At 41.9% G+C, this 15,347-nt stretch carries 15 protein-coding genes and 1 pseudogene; 8 read left to right on the top strand and 8 right to left on the bottom strand.

The genetic code is table 11. The annotated features are described in order from the left end of the window. Nucleotides 1–862 precede the first annotated feature (862 nt). Both G1O98_RS10690 and G1O98_RS38960 read left to right on the top strand, forming a co-directional pair. Nucleotides 863–1,969 (top strand): hypothetical protein, encoded by a 1,107-nt coding sequence (locus tag G1O98_RS10690; protein ID WP_345940543.1) that lies wholly within the window; start codon nucleotides 863–865, stop codon nucleotides 1,967–1,969. 105 nt (nucleotides 1,970–2,074) lie between these two features. Then, nucleotides 2,075–3,271 carry a hypothetical protein gene (locus G1O98_RS38960; RefSeq protein WP_175586620.1) on the top strand — a complete coding sequence of 399 codons (1,197 nt, stop codon included), beginning with the start codon at nucleotides 2,075–2,077 and terminating at the stop codon, nucleotides 3,269–3,271. A gap of 94 nt (nucleotides 3,272–3,365) precedes the next feature. Here the strand turns inward: G1O98_RS38960 and G1O98_RS10680 are convergent, their stop codons facing one another. The 7 genes from G1O98_RS10680 to G1O98_RS10655 all read right to left on the bottom strand — a co-directional run bounded on the left by G1O98_RS10680 (nucleotide 3,366) and on the right by G1O98_RS10655 (nucleotide 9,573). After that, nucleotides 3,366–3,605 (bottom strand): hypothetical protein, encoded by a 240-nt coding sequence (locus tag G1O98_RS10680; protein WP_163928767.1) that lies wholly within the window; start codon nucleotides 3,603–3,605, stop codon nucleotides 3,366–3,368. Nucleotides 3,606–3,706: 101 nt separating this feature from the next. Then, nucleotides 3,707–3,835 carry a hypothetical protein gene (locus G1O98_RS40680; protein ID WP_275941771.1) on the bottom strand — a complete coding sequence of 43 codons (129 nt, stop codon included), beginning with the start codon at nucleotides 3,833–3,835 and terminating at the stop codon, nucleotides 3,707–3,709. A 33-nt stretch (nucleotides 3,836–3,868) separates the two neighbouring features. Next, complete coding sequence (locus tag G1O98_RS10675; protein WP_163928766.1) at nucleotides 3,869–5,197, bottom strand: IS701 family transposase; 1,329 nt, start codon at nucleotides 5,195–5,197, stop codon at nucleotides 3,869–3,871. Between the two features lie 149 nt (nucleotides 5,198–5,346). Further along, nucleotides 5,347–5,886 (bottom strand): transposase, encoded by a 540-nt coding sequence (locus G1O98_RS10670; RefSeq protein WP_163928765.1) that lies wholly within the window; start codon nucleotides 5,884–5,886, stop codon nucleotides 5,347–5,349. Nucleotides 5,887–5,888: 2 nt separating this feature from the next. After that, the gene (locus G1O98_RS10665; protein ID WP_243458397.1) at nucleotides 5,889–6,179 is read right to left on the bottom strand and encodes a transposase; all 291 of its coding nucleotides are present in this window, start codon (nucleotides 6,177–6,179) and stop codon (nucleotides 5,889–5,891) included. Nucleotides 6,180–6,257: 78 nt separating this feature from the next. Then, the gene (locus G1O98_RS10660) at nucleotides 6,258–6,743 is read right to left on the bottom strand and encodes a gluconokinase (protein ID WP_163928764.1); all 486 of its coding nucleotides are present in this window, start codon (nucleotides 6,741–6,743) and stop codon (nucleotides 6,258–6,260) included. Between the two features lie 7 nt (nucleotides 6,744–6,750). Then, the gene (locus tag G1O98_RS10655; RefSeq protein ID WP_167306187.1) at nucleotides 6,751–9,573 is read right to left on the bottom strand and encodes a pentapeptide repeat-containing protein; all 2,823 of its coding nucleotides are present in this window, start codon (nucleotides 9,571–9,573) and stop codon (nucleotides 6,751–6,753) included. 282 nt (nucleotides 9,574–9,855) lie between these two features. Here G1O98_RS10655 and G1O98_RS39845 point away from each other — a divergent pair, with 282 nt between their 5' ends. Next, nucleotides 9,856–10,161, top strand: a complete 306-nt coding sequence (locus G1O98_RS39845) for a hypothetical protein (RefSeq protein WP_243458396.1) — start codon at nucleotides 9,856–9,858, stop codon at nucleotides 10,159–10,161. A 390-nt stretch (nucleotides 10,162–10,551) separates the two neighbouring features. On the opposite strand, the gene fusA is transcribed toward G1O98_RS39845, so the two are convergent. Beyond that, the gene (gene fusA / locus G1O98_RS10640; protein ID WP_163928763.1) at nucleotides 10,552–12,555 is read right to left on the bottom strand and encodes an elongation factor G; all 2,004 of its coding nucleotides are present in this window, start codon (nucleotides 12,553–12,555) and stop codon (nucleotides 10,552–10,554) included. A 190-nt stretch (nucleotides 12,556–12,745) separates the two neighbouring features. Here fusA and G1O98_RS10635 point away from each other — a divergent pair. The 5 genes and pseudogenes from G1O98_RS10635 to G1O98_RS10620 form a co-directional block, all read left to right on the top strand. Then, nucleotides 12,746–13,000, top strand: a pseudogene (locus G1O98_RS10635) (hypothetical protein); the annotation flags it as partial. A 96-nt stretch (nucleotides 13,001–13,096) separates the two neighbouring features. Further along, entirely contained in the window at nucleotides 13,097–13,477 is a 381-nt protein-coding gene (locus G1O98_RS10630) for a hypothetical protein (RefSeq protein WP_345940542.1), read from the top strand. A 105-nt stretch (nucleotides 13,478–13,582) separates the two neighbouring features. Further along, on the top strand, nucleotides 13,583–14,119 hold the full coding sequence (locus G1O98_RS39840) for a hypothetical protein (RefSeq protein ID WP_243458395.1): 537 nt from the start codon (nucleotides 13,583–13,585) through the stop codon (nucleotides 14,117–14,119). After that, entirely contained in the window at nucleotides 14,116–14,607 is a 492-nt protein-coding gene (locus G1O98_RS39835) for a hypothetical protein (protein WP_345940541.1), read from the top strand. The genes G1O98_RS39840 and G1O98_RS39835 overlap by 4 nt, the downstream gene beginning before the upstream one ends. Before the next feature lie 277 nt (nucleotides 14,608–14,884). After that, a complete protein-coding gene (locus tag G1O98_RS10620; RefSeq protein ID WP_163928762.1) occupies nucleotides 14,885–15,325 on the top strand; it encodes a hypothetical protein in 441 nt (146 codons plus the stop codon). Nucleotides 15,326–15,347 lie beyond the last annotated feature (22 nt).

The raw sequence follows: 15,347 nt of genomic DNA, 5'->3' as shown, positions 1-15,347 counted from the left end.
TTAGAAAAATTATCGGCTTGTTTATTGACACAAATTATGTGTTATGTAAGGCTTTTTTGCATGAATCGAAAAATTTCACACCAATACTTGATTGGAGCGTTAATTAGTCTGCTATTTGGTAGCTCTCCAGCTTACCTAACTGCATCATGCCGTTAAGCTTCAATTCCACAACGAACTGAATATAATTCCTTTGCCTGACTCATCTTCAGTTCTCATAAAACACAAGATGTATAGAAGTGTTTCTTTTGCCCTTTACAACACTGGTATTTGCTTATTACTAAAGAGAAGGACTTGATGAATCGTACTATTTACAATCTTTATAAAGCTACAAATCCACAAATATCGATTCCAGAGCATAGTACCACCTTTTTAGCTATATATTTGATGTTTTTTTACTCTATAGAAATAAAAACAATTTTCTATAGTGCATTTATGACATAAATATTCAAGCTGTCAGTAATTTATATAGCTAATTACACTTTGTTATTATGTTTTATGACGGTGATTTTACTCAATATTCATAAACGTGCTATGCTTATTGACCCTGTTTTGTTACTCCGAAAACAATAATCTCAGCTAGATTTTGAAACTTTTATTTAATAAATTTTTAAGCTTTTATTTTCACTTCAGTAACTAAAACTTCTGAGTTCAAAGTGAAGCTAAAACCCAAAAAGGCTTTCACCTGCTGGTCAAAACTCCCGATAAGTTAGAACAAGCTGTTGCGATCGCAGCCAAAGAAAAACCCTTCCCCACTGCCGCAGACTTCGCCAAAGCAGTTCAGAAGGTCGTTCCAAAAAATACGTCACCCACTAGAACCAGTAGCACAAAACAAGAAAAAGTCAAAACGCAATTGTGTAATTCTGTGACTGTTTCTTCCCTTTCACATCCTCGTTACGGGGATTCGGGAGTGATTAAGGCAGACGCACCCAATAACTATCAGCAGATTGTCACCTTCAGCGATGGTGAAAGATTGTTGATCAACAATGCTGATTTGGCTGGTTTAAATGACGCAATTGTGTCCGAATCGAGTGAGCGGACTTACCCAAAAGAATATTCTGAGGCCATCGCCCAAATCAAAGAGCAACACCAGCAGGAGTTAGAGCGTCTAGAGCAGGAATTGAGAATTGGGCTACAAGCAGAAGTATCGGCCAGAGCAGAAGAACAAGTAATTGAGCAAATTCAATCTCTGCAAAACCTGTACAAGCAACAAAGGGAGCAAAACATCCAGTTGCAGGAACGGCTGGATGAGATGGAAGGGTTGAGAAAGCTGGAGATTGAGAATCAACAACTCCAGCAACGTATTCAGGAATTAGAACGTGCTGTAGAACAACGTCCTTCTCAAGAATGGGGAAATATCATGACCCAGCAAGCAACCAAAGCGTTGAACAAACAGGTGAAACAAGCCCTAGAGAAAACGATTGATCTGCGATCGCTAGCTGCCGAACCCCCAAAAGAGAACGCCCAAGAATGTCTACGGCTGATGGGTATGGCTTTAAAAAATCTTGCCAGTGCTATGAATAATACCCAGGCTCTCGAAGCTGCGGCAATCATTCTGGGGAGTGAACCTACACCAACTGCGATCGCTTACCGAGCCGAACAACTGGAAATGCTACCCCAGGCGATTAGTGATATTCGGCAGGTGTTGTCAAAGCCTGGGTGTACGTGGCAGGAATTTTGGAATGTTGCCCAAGAGTATGAGGTTATTAAACAGGACTATTGGGCGGAATTAACAACTCAAGAGACTGATTTAATTACCGCACTCCAAAACGCATCCTCTCAACCGGACACCATTCAAGTTGGTTCTATAGTTGCCCACGCCGATCCCTACCGTACTTTATATGTTGAAAGGGGCGAAGTAGTAGAGGATTTAGGCGAAGAGTTGGTGGTTGCCTGGGATTGTTGGAAGGAGCAATCGAAAAAAGCTGACAGGTATTTCCGAGACGAGTTGCGATTCTGGCAACCTCAATAGGGTTTCAGTGTATCGGTGACTTTTTAGACAACCAAATAGAAGTACCAAGCCCTGCAATCGTTGTAGGGAAAATTCCGTGCGCCAACATAAACAGGAGATTGAAACATGACTGCAACTATTACAAAGCCCAAGCTCAAAAAGGCTGCTAGTAAACCACAATCCCCATATAAAAGGCTTCATGTCATTATTCCCATTGAAGATTTGCTCTGGGCATCGCAACAAAAGCCTTCAGTTAATCAGCTATGGCAGGAGTGCTGGACGGCTGACCCTTATGGTTCTCGTTGGATGCCTCTTTCTACTGCGATGGGTTACAGTACTTTTATCTCTGCGAAGAAAATTCTCTCCGACAGTGGGCTATTCATCTTCAAACCCGACAAGTCGATTCAGGATGGCAGGGAAACGGCTAGCTGGATGGTGAAGAATTTGCATGGCAGTCGGATGAAGGAGTTCTGGGAGAAAGCTAATTCTGAAAAACGAGAATTAGATACTGAAAAACGAGAACCAAATGCTGGGAATTCAGAGAAAGATGCTGGCTCTGAAGAAATGCGTGCTTTGTACGAAGCATCTATTTTAGGTCAAAGTGATTCAGAGCAAGGGTTCGAGGAAACCTCACGAACTGCTCAGGAACAGCTAACGAACTCTTCAAAAGAGTTCGTTAGCTGTATCTCTGACACGCTAAATGAGATTTTGCCCTGTGAGGAGACGGCTCACGCGCCCTTGGGGGGCGCTTCGCCTCAGTCTGTTCAAGGCGTGGAAGAGTTGGAGGAAGAATTGCCTGTGGCAATAGACTGTACATCGCTGGCGCTTGTGGATGCTGCACAAAGTAATCCTGCTTCGTTGTTGGCTGAAAACCAGGATTGTGACGTTGAGGTGAGAGACAATCATAAAGGTACTTGTTCCGCCGCGCCTATCGCACAAAATGAATTTTCTTCAAGTTTGGCGATCACTAATCAAACACCGGGGCAAGTAGAACAGGGAAATTCAGCTTTGTTGTCAGGAGAAAACCAAGTCTTTAGTGTTGAAGTGAAAGTGGATCATGAGGGTGAAAGTTCCGCCGTGTCCGTGCCAAATCCCGAAAAATGGTCGAGTGAAGCAATTGTTGCGAGGTCAAATCTGCGACCGGAGCGGATGCAGAAACTCAAGGTTGTGGGGAATTCGGGGCAAAATCCGGAGTTTAATTTTTTGCAAGAGTGTTGGAGTGACGATCCGGCTTTGCAGATTGTGATCAAAAAGCTTTTGGCGAAGTTTCCGCAGTGGGGGATTGTGATCGTGGATGGGGTGTTGATGAAGTGGAATGGTTAGCGATTCCCATTTCAATTACTGGCAGATTCTAACCTGCAATGTTTATGGAGATAGTTTATAGTTTTTTTCAGTGCTGTTCCGATCTACAACATTATTATAAACTTAAGACAATGCGAACTTTTTTCTCAAGCATAGTTTCTTTTATAAGCTGATATAGAGTATCATCGTGAACTAGCAAACCTCGCTTAGTTTGCATGTTTACAATTAAATATCTTGGTTCTTTTTCTGAAGATGAAGCATAGAATTTTAACAGTGCCCAATCAGATTCTGGGCTATCCCATAGATATGAAAATTCTTCTAAGTTTGTGTTTATAATCAATACCTCTTTTTTCAATACTGAATCTTATGACTTTTTTGCCTACAGGAACTATCTGAGAACTGCGTTGTGGTGAACCTAGTGACTGAAGAAAGGCTAACCTGCCCTGGTCTGCTTTGCTAGCTGTATCTGTGAATAGGGGACAGGTGAGTGATGTAGGAGCGATCGCTTGTATAGCCCTCTCCTAAGAAAACAGAATGGTTTCTTTCATCCATAGTGGGCGATCGCTCATGAACAGCTTCTGTCACTCTCCGAAATAAGCAAGTAGTAAAGAAGCTAAATTATGCAGAAGTATAACAGGGTTTAAATTGATTCATTGCGGCAATTAAATGATTGAATCCCAGTAACAAATGTGAGTTAGGGAAAATACTTAACCAGGGATAAATTAACCAAAATAGTAAAAGTGGTTGGATAATGAGACGAAGATTATTTAAAGTATTCTTCCATCCAGATTCATGATTCCATTGTGGATGATTAGAAAAATCAACATCAATATTTTCTTGTGCTTCAGTCTCAAGTTGACGCGATTGATTCAAGCCTAAGAAAACTGGAGATTTTAAACTAATCATCGTATAAACACTAAAAATAATCTCCCACCATCTCTCAATATGTTGGAAATTAGTAAAACGGTAATCTGTCCAGCCTAGTTCCTGTTTACACTGTCGAAACCCATATTCTACCCAGGTTCTTAATCCATATAAGTTGCCTAAAATCTTCTTCAAATTCCCTTGAATATTCGTCATCACAAAAGAGGTAGAGTTTTCTGGCATGGTTTCTGGGTCAGTAGTTATTTCCCAGTAAGTTATGGCTCTTTTTTTACCATAAATTATTTCCCTAATGTATCTAGTCTCTGATTTTTCATTGCTAAATGTTCTCTCAAATTTACACCACTTATTCGCCCTAACACTTTGCTCTGAAGGCAACCAGACTCCATGATTACTTCTAATTGATACCACATAACCTAAGTTATATTCTGCTATTTTTCTAATAAATTGGCTACTTTCACCATATAAACTATCAGCCAATACCAATTCAATATTGAAGCCTGATTCCATTAACTCTGTAATTATCTCTGATGCCAACTCTATTTTCGTTTTATATTTATCTGACTCCTTTAATGTTCCTTTTGGTTTAAATACTTTGAAGGTTAATGGAAAAGTTATGTTAGCGTAAACTCCATAGGCATTGACTGAAACTATTCCATTATCTATTTTCTCTACGCTGCCTAAATATTGTCTAGCCACATAATCTGTCTTCTTACCTTTTTTTCTATCTCCTGTTTCATCTATTACTAATGTAATTGCACGACCATCTAATTGTTTTTTCAGTTTATTTAATCTTAAGAGTTTTAATTTATCTACTGACCAATCTGAATTTGCTAAGAAATGATGTAATGATTGTGCCGAATTTATACTCACTACCTTCGCTATCTCTGGTAACGACTTTCTTTTTATCGTTGATATTATACCCAGGTGTAAATATTTGAAGCACTCATAATTCCTTACTTCTTTAAATAGCTCTTTATACTCTGCACAATATTCATCTATGATACCAACTGTTGGATGAGGATCTCTTGCCAAATGTTTGAGAACTTGTAATTCTACATCCATTGCCCTACTTACCTTCCAGAGTTTTTTCTTTTAATCATTTTATTCAGAATACTCGGAAAGTGACAGAAGCTGTTCATGAGCGATCGCCCACTATGGATGAAAGAAACCATTCTGTTTTCTTAGGAGAGGGATAGAACCCATTTGGGATCTCAAGAGGAGGCTAATCTGCGTAGTAAGAGTCGGAGAAAGCAAAGATGAATTTTGGTAGTGGAATAAGCCAAAGTGCGCTCAAAATTTTTTACCAAAGACTTGCATCGCTCCATCCAAGCGTTACTTCTTTCAATGACCCACCGAGTCTTAACAGGTACAAATCCAGACAAACCTTTCTCGGCTTTTTTGGCTTTAGAGGGTTTGGGAGAAAGTTCAAACTGAATTTTGCTCATGATCTCTGGATAGACTTTGAGCAACTCTTTTTCGAGGGTCTCAGGATGATAACCATTGTCCAAAAGGATGGTCGTTTTGGGTAGTTCAAAGGGTTTTGATTTAAAATAGTCAATATTGAGAGTTAATAACTCAATCAGCCCTTTGTCATCAGACACATTGGCACTGGTGCAATGGGCAAACAGGGGAAAGCCTTGACTATCCGTCGCCAGATGACGCTTAATACCATTTGTACATTTATAAAAACAAAATCCTTTCGTCTCTACACTAGCATTGCAAGTATTTTTGACGGCTTGAGAGTCAATCATGATCAGGGTTGTCCACAAGTTTTTTTTTCTTGTTGTCGCAATATGAGGTGCAATTCCTCCATAATTGTTTTGATGACTCCTTGACTTCGCCATTGTTTATAATGCCAGTACACGGTTGAGTAGGGAGGCATATCTTTGGGTAAGTCTCCCCAATTACATCCGTTTTTGAGTTGATAGAAAATACCGTCTAAGATTTCTCGTTTAGTCCATGTTGGTGGACGAGTCAGCTTTTTATTTGGCAATAGCGGTTCTATGATTAACCACTCTTGATCCGTTAAGCTACTTGAGTACATTTACCTCATCTCTTAGTTTGATTTCTCTACATTGTAAAAGATCCCAAATGGGTTCTATAGGCAGTAATGGACAGCCAGCTACAGGTAATTTTTTATCTCTTGAACAATCACCTCTAAATTTTGTGAAATATCAATATAAATTGCTTCTGCTTGGGTTGGTTCCTCCAGCGTCTTAAACTGGCTTTGTAAGAGACCAGCTTTCATGAAATGCCCGATGCGATTATGCAATCTTTGCTCAATCAACTCATAGCTTCCTTTCAGATAAAATAGATGCACCTGTGGATGATCGCAATAGAGCATTTGGCGATAACTAGCTTTCAAGGCCGAGCAAGCCAAGATGACGTTTTTCTCTTCTTGTAACCATTGAGTGATAGAATTTTGCATTATCTGTAACCAGGGTGTGCGATCTATATCAGTTAATGGTTCCCCTTTGGCCATCTTTTCCTTTGCTGCTCCTGAGTGAAAGGAGTCTGCATCGCTAAATTCCCATCCCGTTGCATCTGCAAGTGCTTGACCAATTGTGGTTTTGCCAGATCCCGCAACTCCCATCAAAATTACAATCATAATTTCCTCAATCTAAATCTTTAGGTGGTAGATTTCGTGTAGAAGGCTTCAGGACTATCCCTAACTCTTGCTGCAATGCTGCTGGAACATTTATTGCTTTTTCTATACATTGAGCATCATTCCACTTTGTTTGCTCGTCCCAGGTAATACTTTTGAGGTTAGCGCCAAAAAAGTTTGTTCCAAAGAGATTAGCCTGGCTGAAATTGGCATTTTCTAAGTTAGCCTGACTTAAATTGGTGCGGCTGAGATTAGCTCCAGTGAAGTTAACGCTCATTAAGTTTGCCGCAGCAAAACTAACCCTACTTACATCTGCACGGCTCAAATTGGCATTTTGGAAATTAGTTTTAGGAAGGTAAGCACTAAAAATGCGGCAATCAGAAAGATCGACGTTAGAGATAAATTTTCCAACTACACGTTGAAACGTATAACCAGATATACAGTTGCTATAAGCAATAATCCGAAGCAATCGATCCTTATCAAAATCTTTTGTGTCTGTTTCTCCACAGAGAGGAAAGGTTTTTTTATCTTTTAACTGATTTTGAGATTGGATATAACGATGCAGTTCTAGTAGCAAAATCATTACATTTAGTCCGACATAAATATCGACTTGCCTTATTCCTGAAGGAATATTATGCTGCTTTATATCCACGTAAGTATTGAAGGGTAAGTTGCCGGATGGCGCATCAATAAATTCTCCATTACTCCATTGAAAGTAGAATCTCTCTAAACGGTCAAATAAACAGTCTGGATCAAACTCTGAATGATTTTTCAGCAACTCCATCAAATATTCCACAATCTCAGACGTTAGTCTTCCATACCAGAACAAATTGTAAATCTGGCGATCCATAGTTTCGTCATCAATATAATACAGATTTCTACGTCTATCTCCAGGCTTTGACCAATCTTCCAAGAATTCCTTGAAACGTTCAGCACACAAAAATTCTCCAAAGCTCTTATGGGTAAACTCAACTGAACCCAGCCCTTTAGTGCTTGCTTGTAAATAAAATACTGCTAAAGCATTTCTTAAAGGATTGTCTTGTAAGCGTTGCTGTGTTTTCTTCAGCAGATCCTTGGCTCGATTATCTTGATTCATTCGCGCTTCAATCATTGGAATTGCTGCATATTCTTTGCCTGATTGCACAGCGCAGACAGCCGCTTCTGCTAGAATACGTCGCAAGTCCTCGATTTCCATCTCGGTCAGAGAACGGTTTAAATATTTGGAACGTTGTTTGGTAAGTACCCAACCCAGCGCCTTTTCATAAATTAAAATTTTTGCTCCAATCGCACTAGTATCAGCAAATAGTTCAATGGTTAATTCACCATCCCGATACATTGCTGCCAATAGGTAAAGTAAAAGTGGCTCTTGAGCTAACCCAATTTCATCATTTGAGCCTCGAATTCGTTTTGGACATCGTTTATCTTGTAGAAACTGTTGAAATGTAGGTTTTCTTTCTTGTTTAACTAATCGCTCCCAGTTATCAAACCAGTGCTTTTGGGAAATATCATCCATTGGGAGAATTTCTACACGAGCCAGATTGTTTGGTAGCAAGAAGCGCTCAATACTTTGTAATGCGAGTGTTCTGCCTGTAATTATCACCCGATGAGCTTTTTCTGGGTTTTTGGCACAGTTTTCTTGGAAGTCCCCCACTTGCTTCAAAAATTCTTCTAGCCCACCACTGCTTCTGCCTTCCATTAACAACTCATCGAAGCCATCCAATATAAATAGAAAACGGATATTACGATCGCTTAACCAACCAGAGCCATTTTTGGCGAAATCACAGTCTACTGCTTTTCGCAAAGTCTCTTCAAAATCCTTCTCCAATATTTTGATATCCTGCAAACGAATCAGAATGGGTGTCCAACGAGGATGCTCGTTTTGCCTCACCCAATCTGCAAACATTTTACAGAACACACTTTTCCCTCTTCCTGGCCCTGCTTGAATAAATATGACTTGCCGACTTCTATCAACTTTATTCAGTTGCTCTCTTACCCAATTCTCTAAATTAACAGTCGATTCATGTGCTTTTGATTGACCATTGTTATCTAACAACTGACCTTTTAATGGCACATAAATATCAGGTATTTTAAATTCTTCACCTATTACCTTCCATCGCTCTTGTAGTATTGGATTGCTGGGTGAGGATGATATCTGTTCTGTCAAATATAACTCTATGCTAGTGTATTTATCATTTGCCCTTACCTCTTGTGCTGCTGTTATCATCAAATTTAAAACTTGACGTACATCTTCTGGCTCGTATAAGAAAAGTTGTTTTATATAGTTATATGTGTCCCAGGCAACCCACGCCGTAATTAGGGAAATAATCTTCTGCTCAATTTTAGCCTGTTGTAAGTAAGTTGATAATTGCTGGTTTAGAAACTGTCCTAGTATCGAATTTGGAAAATCCGTCAATGCTTTTTCAGCTTGATTATTACTTAGTTCTATTTCTCCTAGTTGATTAAATTGAGCTTTAACTTCTTGATTTGTTATCTCTGCATCCAGCTTTTGTTGTAACCAAATATCTCTCTGTACTAAAGTATTAAAGCTATTTATATAAGCTAGGGGGCAAGCAACCGCTACCCATTCCTCTATCTCAAACTTTTGGCTTGTTTTCTCACTCAGTAGTTTTAATCCATTTCGAGCAATCCCTACAAACGATAACCCAGCAGCTATCACTGATGCTGATGGGGCATTAGCTATTACACCGAGGGCGAACGCAAATTCTAGAACAGCTTTAGAAACTTCTGCCCCAGACTCTACAACATCTCCTACTTTTTCTATGTACTGGGGGTTAGGAATCAATCTCTGCCAAATCTGCTTGATTTTTACCACTACTCAATTTCCTGTGTGAAAGTTTTGCTAATGAAACGCTAGGCAATACTTTACATACATCTTCAGTGTGCGCTTTTACGGAATGTAACACAATATTTCTTTTGTAGTGGTTAAATTACTCAACTTGCAATACATCTATGCAAGCCTCAGAGCTATGAGAGGAAACGGAAAGACTCTATTGAAGGCACTGATTCCGCCGCGCCCGCTGCTCAAAATGAATTTTCTTCCAAGGAAGCGATCGCAGATCAGAAAATAGAACCGAGTCGCCCCTCTGCTGAGTTGATGACTGAAAATTCAGTTTCAGGTGTAGAAATCAAAGCAGTTCATGAAGGTACTTGTTCCGCCGTATCTGTGCAAAATTCTGAAAAATGGTTGCATGAGGCGATTGTAGCAAGGTCAAATCTGCGACCTGTAAGAAGGGAGAAACTGAATCGAGCGGCGAATTCGGGGCAGAATTCGGGGTTTGACTTCTTGCAAGAGTGCTGGAATGATCCGGCTTTGCAGATTGTGATCAAGAAACTGCTGGCGAAGTTTCCGCAGTGGGGGGTTGCGATTGTGGATGGGGTGTTGATTGAGTGGGGAGAGTAGGGTGAGCGGTAGTTTGAGAACTTTATAAAACCTGAGTTCGACGTAATAAAAAGTCTAAAAACTAGACAGAGTAAGCGATTAAGCAACACACTCTTGATCCAGTATTGTGGCGGACACTTATATCGCCAAATGAACTAGATAGTATTGATTCTCTAAATGGTAGAGATGATTTAAACCCAAGCAAAGGCGATCACTAATTTCGACTCTAGCAATCCTAAATCATTTGCGAAAAGTTAGATCCCCGACAAGTTTTATGAAGTCGGGGATCTGGACACCACGAATTTTCACAAATAGACATCTCCAGAAATTAAATATGTGTTACCCAGAACCCTTGTAGAGACATAGCACTGCTACGTCAAAACAATTCTTTTTCGGAGATGTCTAATAGGTTCAGGACTGACGATAGCAGGCAAACTCCATTGAAAAAGTAGCCATACCAGAAGTAAGCGATCGCAATTCTGTAGAATACCCAAACATTCGCGCTAGCGGTACTTCGGCTCGAATCACCGTGTATCCCTGCATTGTCTCAGAACCCAACAACAAACCTCGACGGGAGGATAAGTCACCCTGAACCCTTCCCATGAACTCGTTGGGTGTTTCCACCTCTACAAGCATGATGGGTTCGAGGATGTAGGGTTTTGCTTTGGCGATTGCACCTTCAATAGCCTGATGGGACGCTGACCGGAAGGCCAATTCTGAAGAGTCAATTGGGTGATAAGAACCACCATCCAAAACGACTTTCACGCCAGTTACGGGATAGCCTTCCAACTGCCCTGATTGCATCGCCTCACGGAAACCTTTCTCACACGCAGGGATATATTCTTTGGGAATTGCACCCCCAACTACCCGATTCTCAAAGATAAACGGTTCATCTGTGGGTTCAATCCACCCAGTAATATGAGCGTACTGACCAGGGCCGCCTGACTGTTTCTTAAATCGGTAGTCAAAGGTTGCTTGTTGTCTAATGGTTTCTCGGTACGCCACGGCGGGAGTACCAACGTAGACCTCGGCATTATATTCCCGTTGGATGCGTTCGAGGTAGATTTCCAAGTGGAGTTCACCCATCCCAGAAATCAGAGTTGATCCTGATTCGGGGTCGATGCTCAAGCGGAAGGTAGGGTCTTCCCTTTGAAAGCGATTGAGTGCTTTGGAAAGGCGATCGCTGTCTTCCTGCTTTTTGGGCGTAATCGCTAGCGTAATCACTGGTTCTGGCACAAACATCTTCTCTAGAGATACCAGTGGTTCCCCAGAACATAATGTATCACCAGAAGCACAATCCACACCCAACAGAGCCACAATATCCCCAGCAACGGCAACTTTTAATTCTTCTCGCTTATTGGCGTGCATCCGCACCAAGCGACCGATTTGCACTCGCTGTTCAGTCCGCGAGTTGTAGACTGTATCGCCGGGTTTGAGCGTCCCAGAGTAAATCCGGGTATAGGTCAACTGCCCAAAGGATTCAACAGTGAGTTTAAATGCCAACGCCACCAAGGAAGCATCGAGGTTAGGGTAGACACTAATCGACTCTGCGGTTTTGACCACTTCTCTATCTATCGGAGATGGTAGATAAAGCGTAACTGCATCCAATAAGTTTTGCACTCCTTTATTTTTGAATGCCGAACCCAGCAGTACAGGCGTGAATTCTAGGCTCAAGGTTGCCTGTCGGATGGTTTCCCAAATTAATTCTTTAGGAATTTCCTCACCCGCCAGTAACATCTCGGTCATCGGTTCTGAAAACAGCGACAAAGTATCTAGCAATCTTTCGCGTGCCTGTTGTGCTTCATCCCTAAGTGATTCGGGAATTGGTTTAAAAAGCCAGTTTTCCCCGTTTTCACCTTCAAAGTAGTCAGCAGTCATTTCTACCAGGTCGATCACTCCCTGGAATTGGTCTTCACTGCCGATCGGGTACTGGAGCAATATTGCATTTAGTTGTAAGCGATCGCGTATTCCCTGTACTACACGAAATGGATCTGCTCCCGTCCGATCCATCTTGTTGATGAACGCCAAACGCGGCACTCGGTAGCGCTTCATTTGCCGATCCACCGTAATGGACTGGGACTGCACACCCGCCACAGCACACAGCACCATCACTGCCCCATCCAATACCCGCAAGGCGCGTTCCACTTCTATTGTGAAATCTACGTGTCCAGGTGTATCAATCAGGTTGATTTGGGTATCGTGCCACTGGCAGGTGGTAGCAGCAGAAGTGATGGTTATACCATGTAGTTTTTCTTCTGGCATAAAGTCCATCGTTGCACCCTTACCGCCTCCCCGCACTTCCTCAATAGCGTGGATTCTGCCCGTGTAGAAGAGAATTCGCTCTGACAACGTAGTTTTACCAGAGTCGATGTGGGCAGAGATACCAATATTTCGGATGCGTGTTCGGGGAATCATAAAATTTCCTTTTGTTCAAGCGACAAATAGTCACCAACTGAGTGGTGATATATTTTGTATTATACATGTAGTATAAAAGAATGAATAGACTGATTTATGTATTTTTTCTTTTTTTCGTATGGAACCGACCTGCTAAGAGCAAGCGAGGAGGGAACATGGAAAGGTAAAGACGGTTAGTAAGCTAAGTAGACTAGCCCAGGAACCGCCCAAGGAGAATGCCAAAGAATGTCTACGGCTGATGGGTATGGCACTGAAAAACCTTGCCAGTGCTATGAAGAATACCCAAGCGCTTGAAGCTGCGGCAATCATTCTGGGAAGTGAACCGACACAATCCGCGATCGCATATCGAGCCGAGCAATTAGAAATGTTGCCCCAAGCAGTTAGCGACATTCGGCGGGTGCTGTCAAAACCTGGGTGTAGCTGGCAGGACTATTGGGATATTGCCGAATGGCACTAAGTTAAGCTGAATAGTAGGCAGCGTAAGGATTGTAGAGGAGCAGGGGGCAGGGGTGCAGAGAGGAATTTCTAAATATCTGTTCGTATGCCTAAAATTTCTTCTTTCTCCCCTGCTCCTCCGCTCCTCTGCACCCCTGCTGCCTCAACGATTTTCCCTTTTCTTAGTGCCATTCGGGATATTGCCCAAGAATATGAGGTGATTAAACAGGACTACTGGGCGGAATTAACAACCCAAAAGACTGATTTAATTACTGCTCTACAGAACGCATCCTCTCAACCCGACACTATTGGCGTTGGTTCTATTGTTGCTCACGCCGACCCGTACCGTACTTTATATGTCGAGAGGGGTGAGGTGGTAGAGGATTTGGGCGAGGAAGTGGTAGTTGCTTGGGATCACTGGCAAAACCAGTCCAAGAAAACTGATAGGTATTTCCGAGACGAGTTGCGATTCTGGCAACCTCAATAAGCTTTCAGTGAATCGGTGATTTTTTAGACAACCAAATACAAGTACCAAGCCCCGCATCACAGTGGGGGAAATTTCCGTGCGTCAATATAAATAGGAGATTGTAAAATGACTGCAACCATTACCCGTCCCAAGCTCAAAAAGTCTGCTGCCACTAAACCACAATCCCCATATAAAAGACTTCATGTGATTATTCCCATAGAAGATATGCTCTGGGCTTCGCAACAAAAGCCTTCAGTTACGCAACTGTGGCAGGAATGCTGGACGGCTGACCCCTACGGTTCTCGGTGGATGCCGTTAACTTCTGCTTTGGGGTACAGTACTTTTATCTCTGCGAAGAAAATTCTATCTGACAGTGGGCTATTCATTTTCAAACCTGACAAGTCAATTCAGGATGGCCGGGAGACAGTGAAGTGGATGGTGCAGAATTTACATGGTAGCCGGATGAAGGAGTTCTGGGAGAAAGCCAATGCTGAAAAACGAGAATCAAATGCTAGGGATTCAGATAAAGATGCTGGCTCTGAAGAAATGGGTACTTTGTACGAAGCATCTACTTTAGGTAAAGACCAGTCAGAGCAAGGTTTCCAGGAAACCTCACGAACTGGTCAGAGTTACACCTCACAAACTCTTTTGAAGAGTTTGTGAGGTGTAACTCTGACACGCTTACAGAAATTTCGCATGGAGATGAGACGGCGATCGCTCCCTTGGGGGTCGCTTCGCCTCAGACTGTTGAAAGCGTGTCAGAGAAGGAGGAAGAATTGCCTGTGGCAATGGACTGTACATCGCTGCCGCTTGTGGATGCTGTACAGGGTGAATCTGCTTCGTTGTTCGCTGAAAACCAAGTCTCTGGCGTTGAAGCGATATTCCCTCATAAAGAAGATACTTGTTTCGCCGTGCTCATCGCACAAAATGAAAAATCTTTAAATTCAGCGATGCCTGCGGCGGGCGTAGCCATCGCTAATCAAAAACAGGGGCAGCTAAAACAGGGAATTTCAGCTTCCTTATCGGGAGAAAACCAAGTCTTTGGTGTTGAAGTGAAAGCGGCTCAAGAAAGCGAAAGTTCCGCGCCGCCCGTGTCACAAACTGAAAAGTGGTCACATGAGGCGATTAATGTTAATAACCAAGTATTATGAAGATAATATAAAGCAATTAAGCTGTTACATGATGTTTATTTAAAACTTGGCTTAACTGTCTTAACTGTCCTTGCATCGTCAATGTATTAAATATATTGTGCGATATATCCCTTAATCTAGTCATACTTGTAATAGTTGCCCTCGGCCAGCCCAGAAATTAAAAGTAAGTATTTAAATAAACCTGATTATCGGTCATGAAAAGGTATGTGCTTTCGGCAACCTCTTCATTACACCTATTTTTGTTGCCAAATTGGTAAACAAATTTGAGGTTAAGGTTATGACACTGTATAAAGTCACTCAAACCACTGATAACAGAAACGGAGACACCGTAGGCACTCTCAGCTATGCTATCCTCCAAGCCAACCGCAATGCAGGAACTGACGCGATCGAATTGAAAACGAACACCAGAATTACCGGGGTGATGAAGAATCTGGTTAACAGTGATATCGTCATCATCGGCAACGGCAAGACTGTCAGTGGCGATGTCAATAACGATGGGCAAACTGACAATGGAGATTTGCGTCCCTTCTTCATCTTGTCGGGAAACGTGAAATTCTTCGACCTTACTATTACCAACAGGACTGCTCAAGGAGGGGATAGTGGCAGAGGTGGAGGCGGTGCGGAAATGGGAGGAGGGATGTTCATTTATGATGGAAACGTCTCTTTGAGCAATATGACTTTTAGCAACAACCTTGTACAAAGATTCTCACTTCACTGATGCTTGCTTAAAGAGCTAGGAG

Source organism: Nostoc sp. UIC 10630 (assembly GCF_010747425.1).
GTDB lineage: Bacteria > Cyanobacteriota > Cyanobacteriia > Cyanobacteriales > Nostocaceae > Nostoc.
Note: the sequence above shows the minus strand (reverse complement) of the source record. Positions and strands in the feature narration are given on the sequence as shown.

Coding starts and splice junctions, on each gene's coding strand:
- G1O98_RS38960 (WP_175586620.1), top strand. CDS start 2,075: ATGACTGCAACTATTACAAAGCCCAAGCTCAAAAAGGCTGCTAGTAAA.
- G1O98_RS10675 (WP_163928766.1), bottom strand. CDS start 5,197: ATGGATGTAGAATTACAAGTTCTCAAACATTTGGCAAGAGATCCTCAT.
- G1O98_RS10670 (WP_163928765.1), bottom strand. CDS start 5,886: ATGATTGACTCTCAAGCCGTCAAAAATACTTGCAATGCTAGTGTAGAG.
- G1O98_RS10665 (WP_243458397.1), bottom strand. CDS start 6,179: ATGTACTCAAGTAGCTTAACGGATCAAGAGTGGTTAATCATAGAACCG.
- G1O98_RS10660 (WP_163928764.1), bottom strand. CDS start 6,743: ATGATTGTAATTTTGATGGGAGTTGCGGGATCTGGCAAAACCACAATT.
- G1O98_RS39845 (WP_243458396.1), top strand. CDS start 9,856: ATGACTGAAAATTCAGTTTCAGGTGTAGAAATCAAAGCAGTTCATGAA.
- fusA (WP_163928763.1), bottom strand. CDS start 12,555: ATGATTCCCCGAACACGCATCCGAAATATTGGTATCTCTGCCCACATC.
- G1O98_RS10630 (WP_345940542.1), top strand. CDS start 13,097: ATGCCTAAAATTTCTTCTTTCTCCCCTGCTCCTCCGCTCCTCTGCACC.
- G1O98_RS39840 (WP_243458395.1), top strand. CDS start 13,583: ATGACTGCAACCATTACCCGTCCCAAGCTCAAAAAGTCTGCTGCCACT.
- G1O98_RS10620 (WP_163928762.1), top strand. CDS start 14,885: ATGACACTGTATAAAGTCACTCAAACCACTGATAACAGAAACGGAGAC.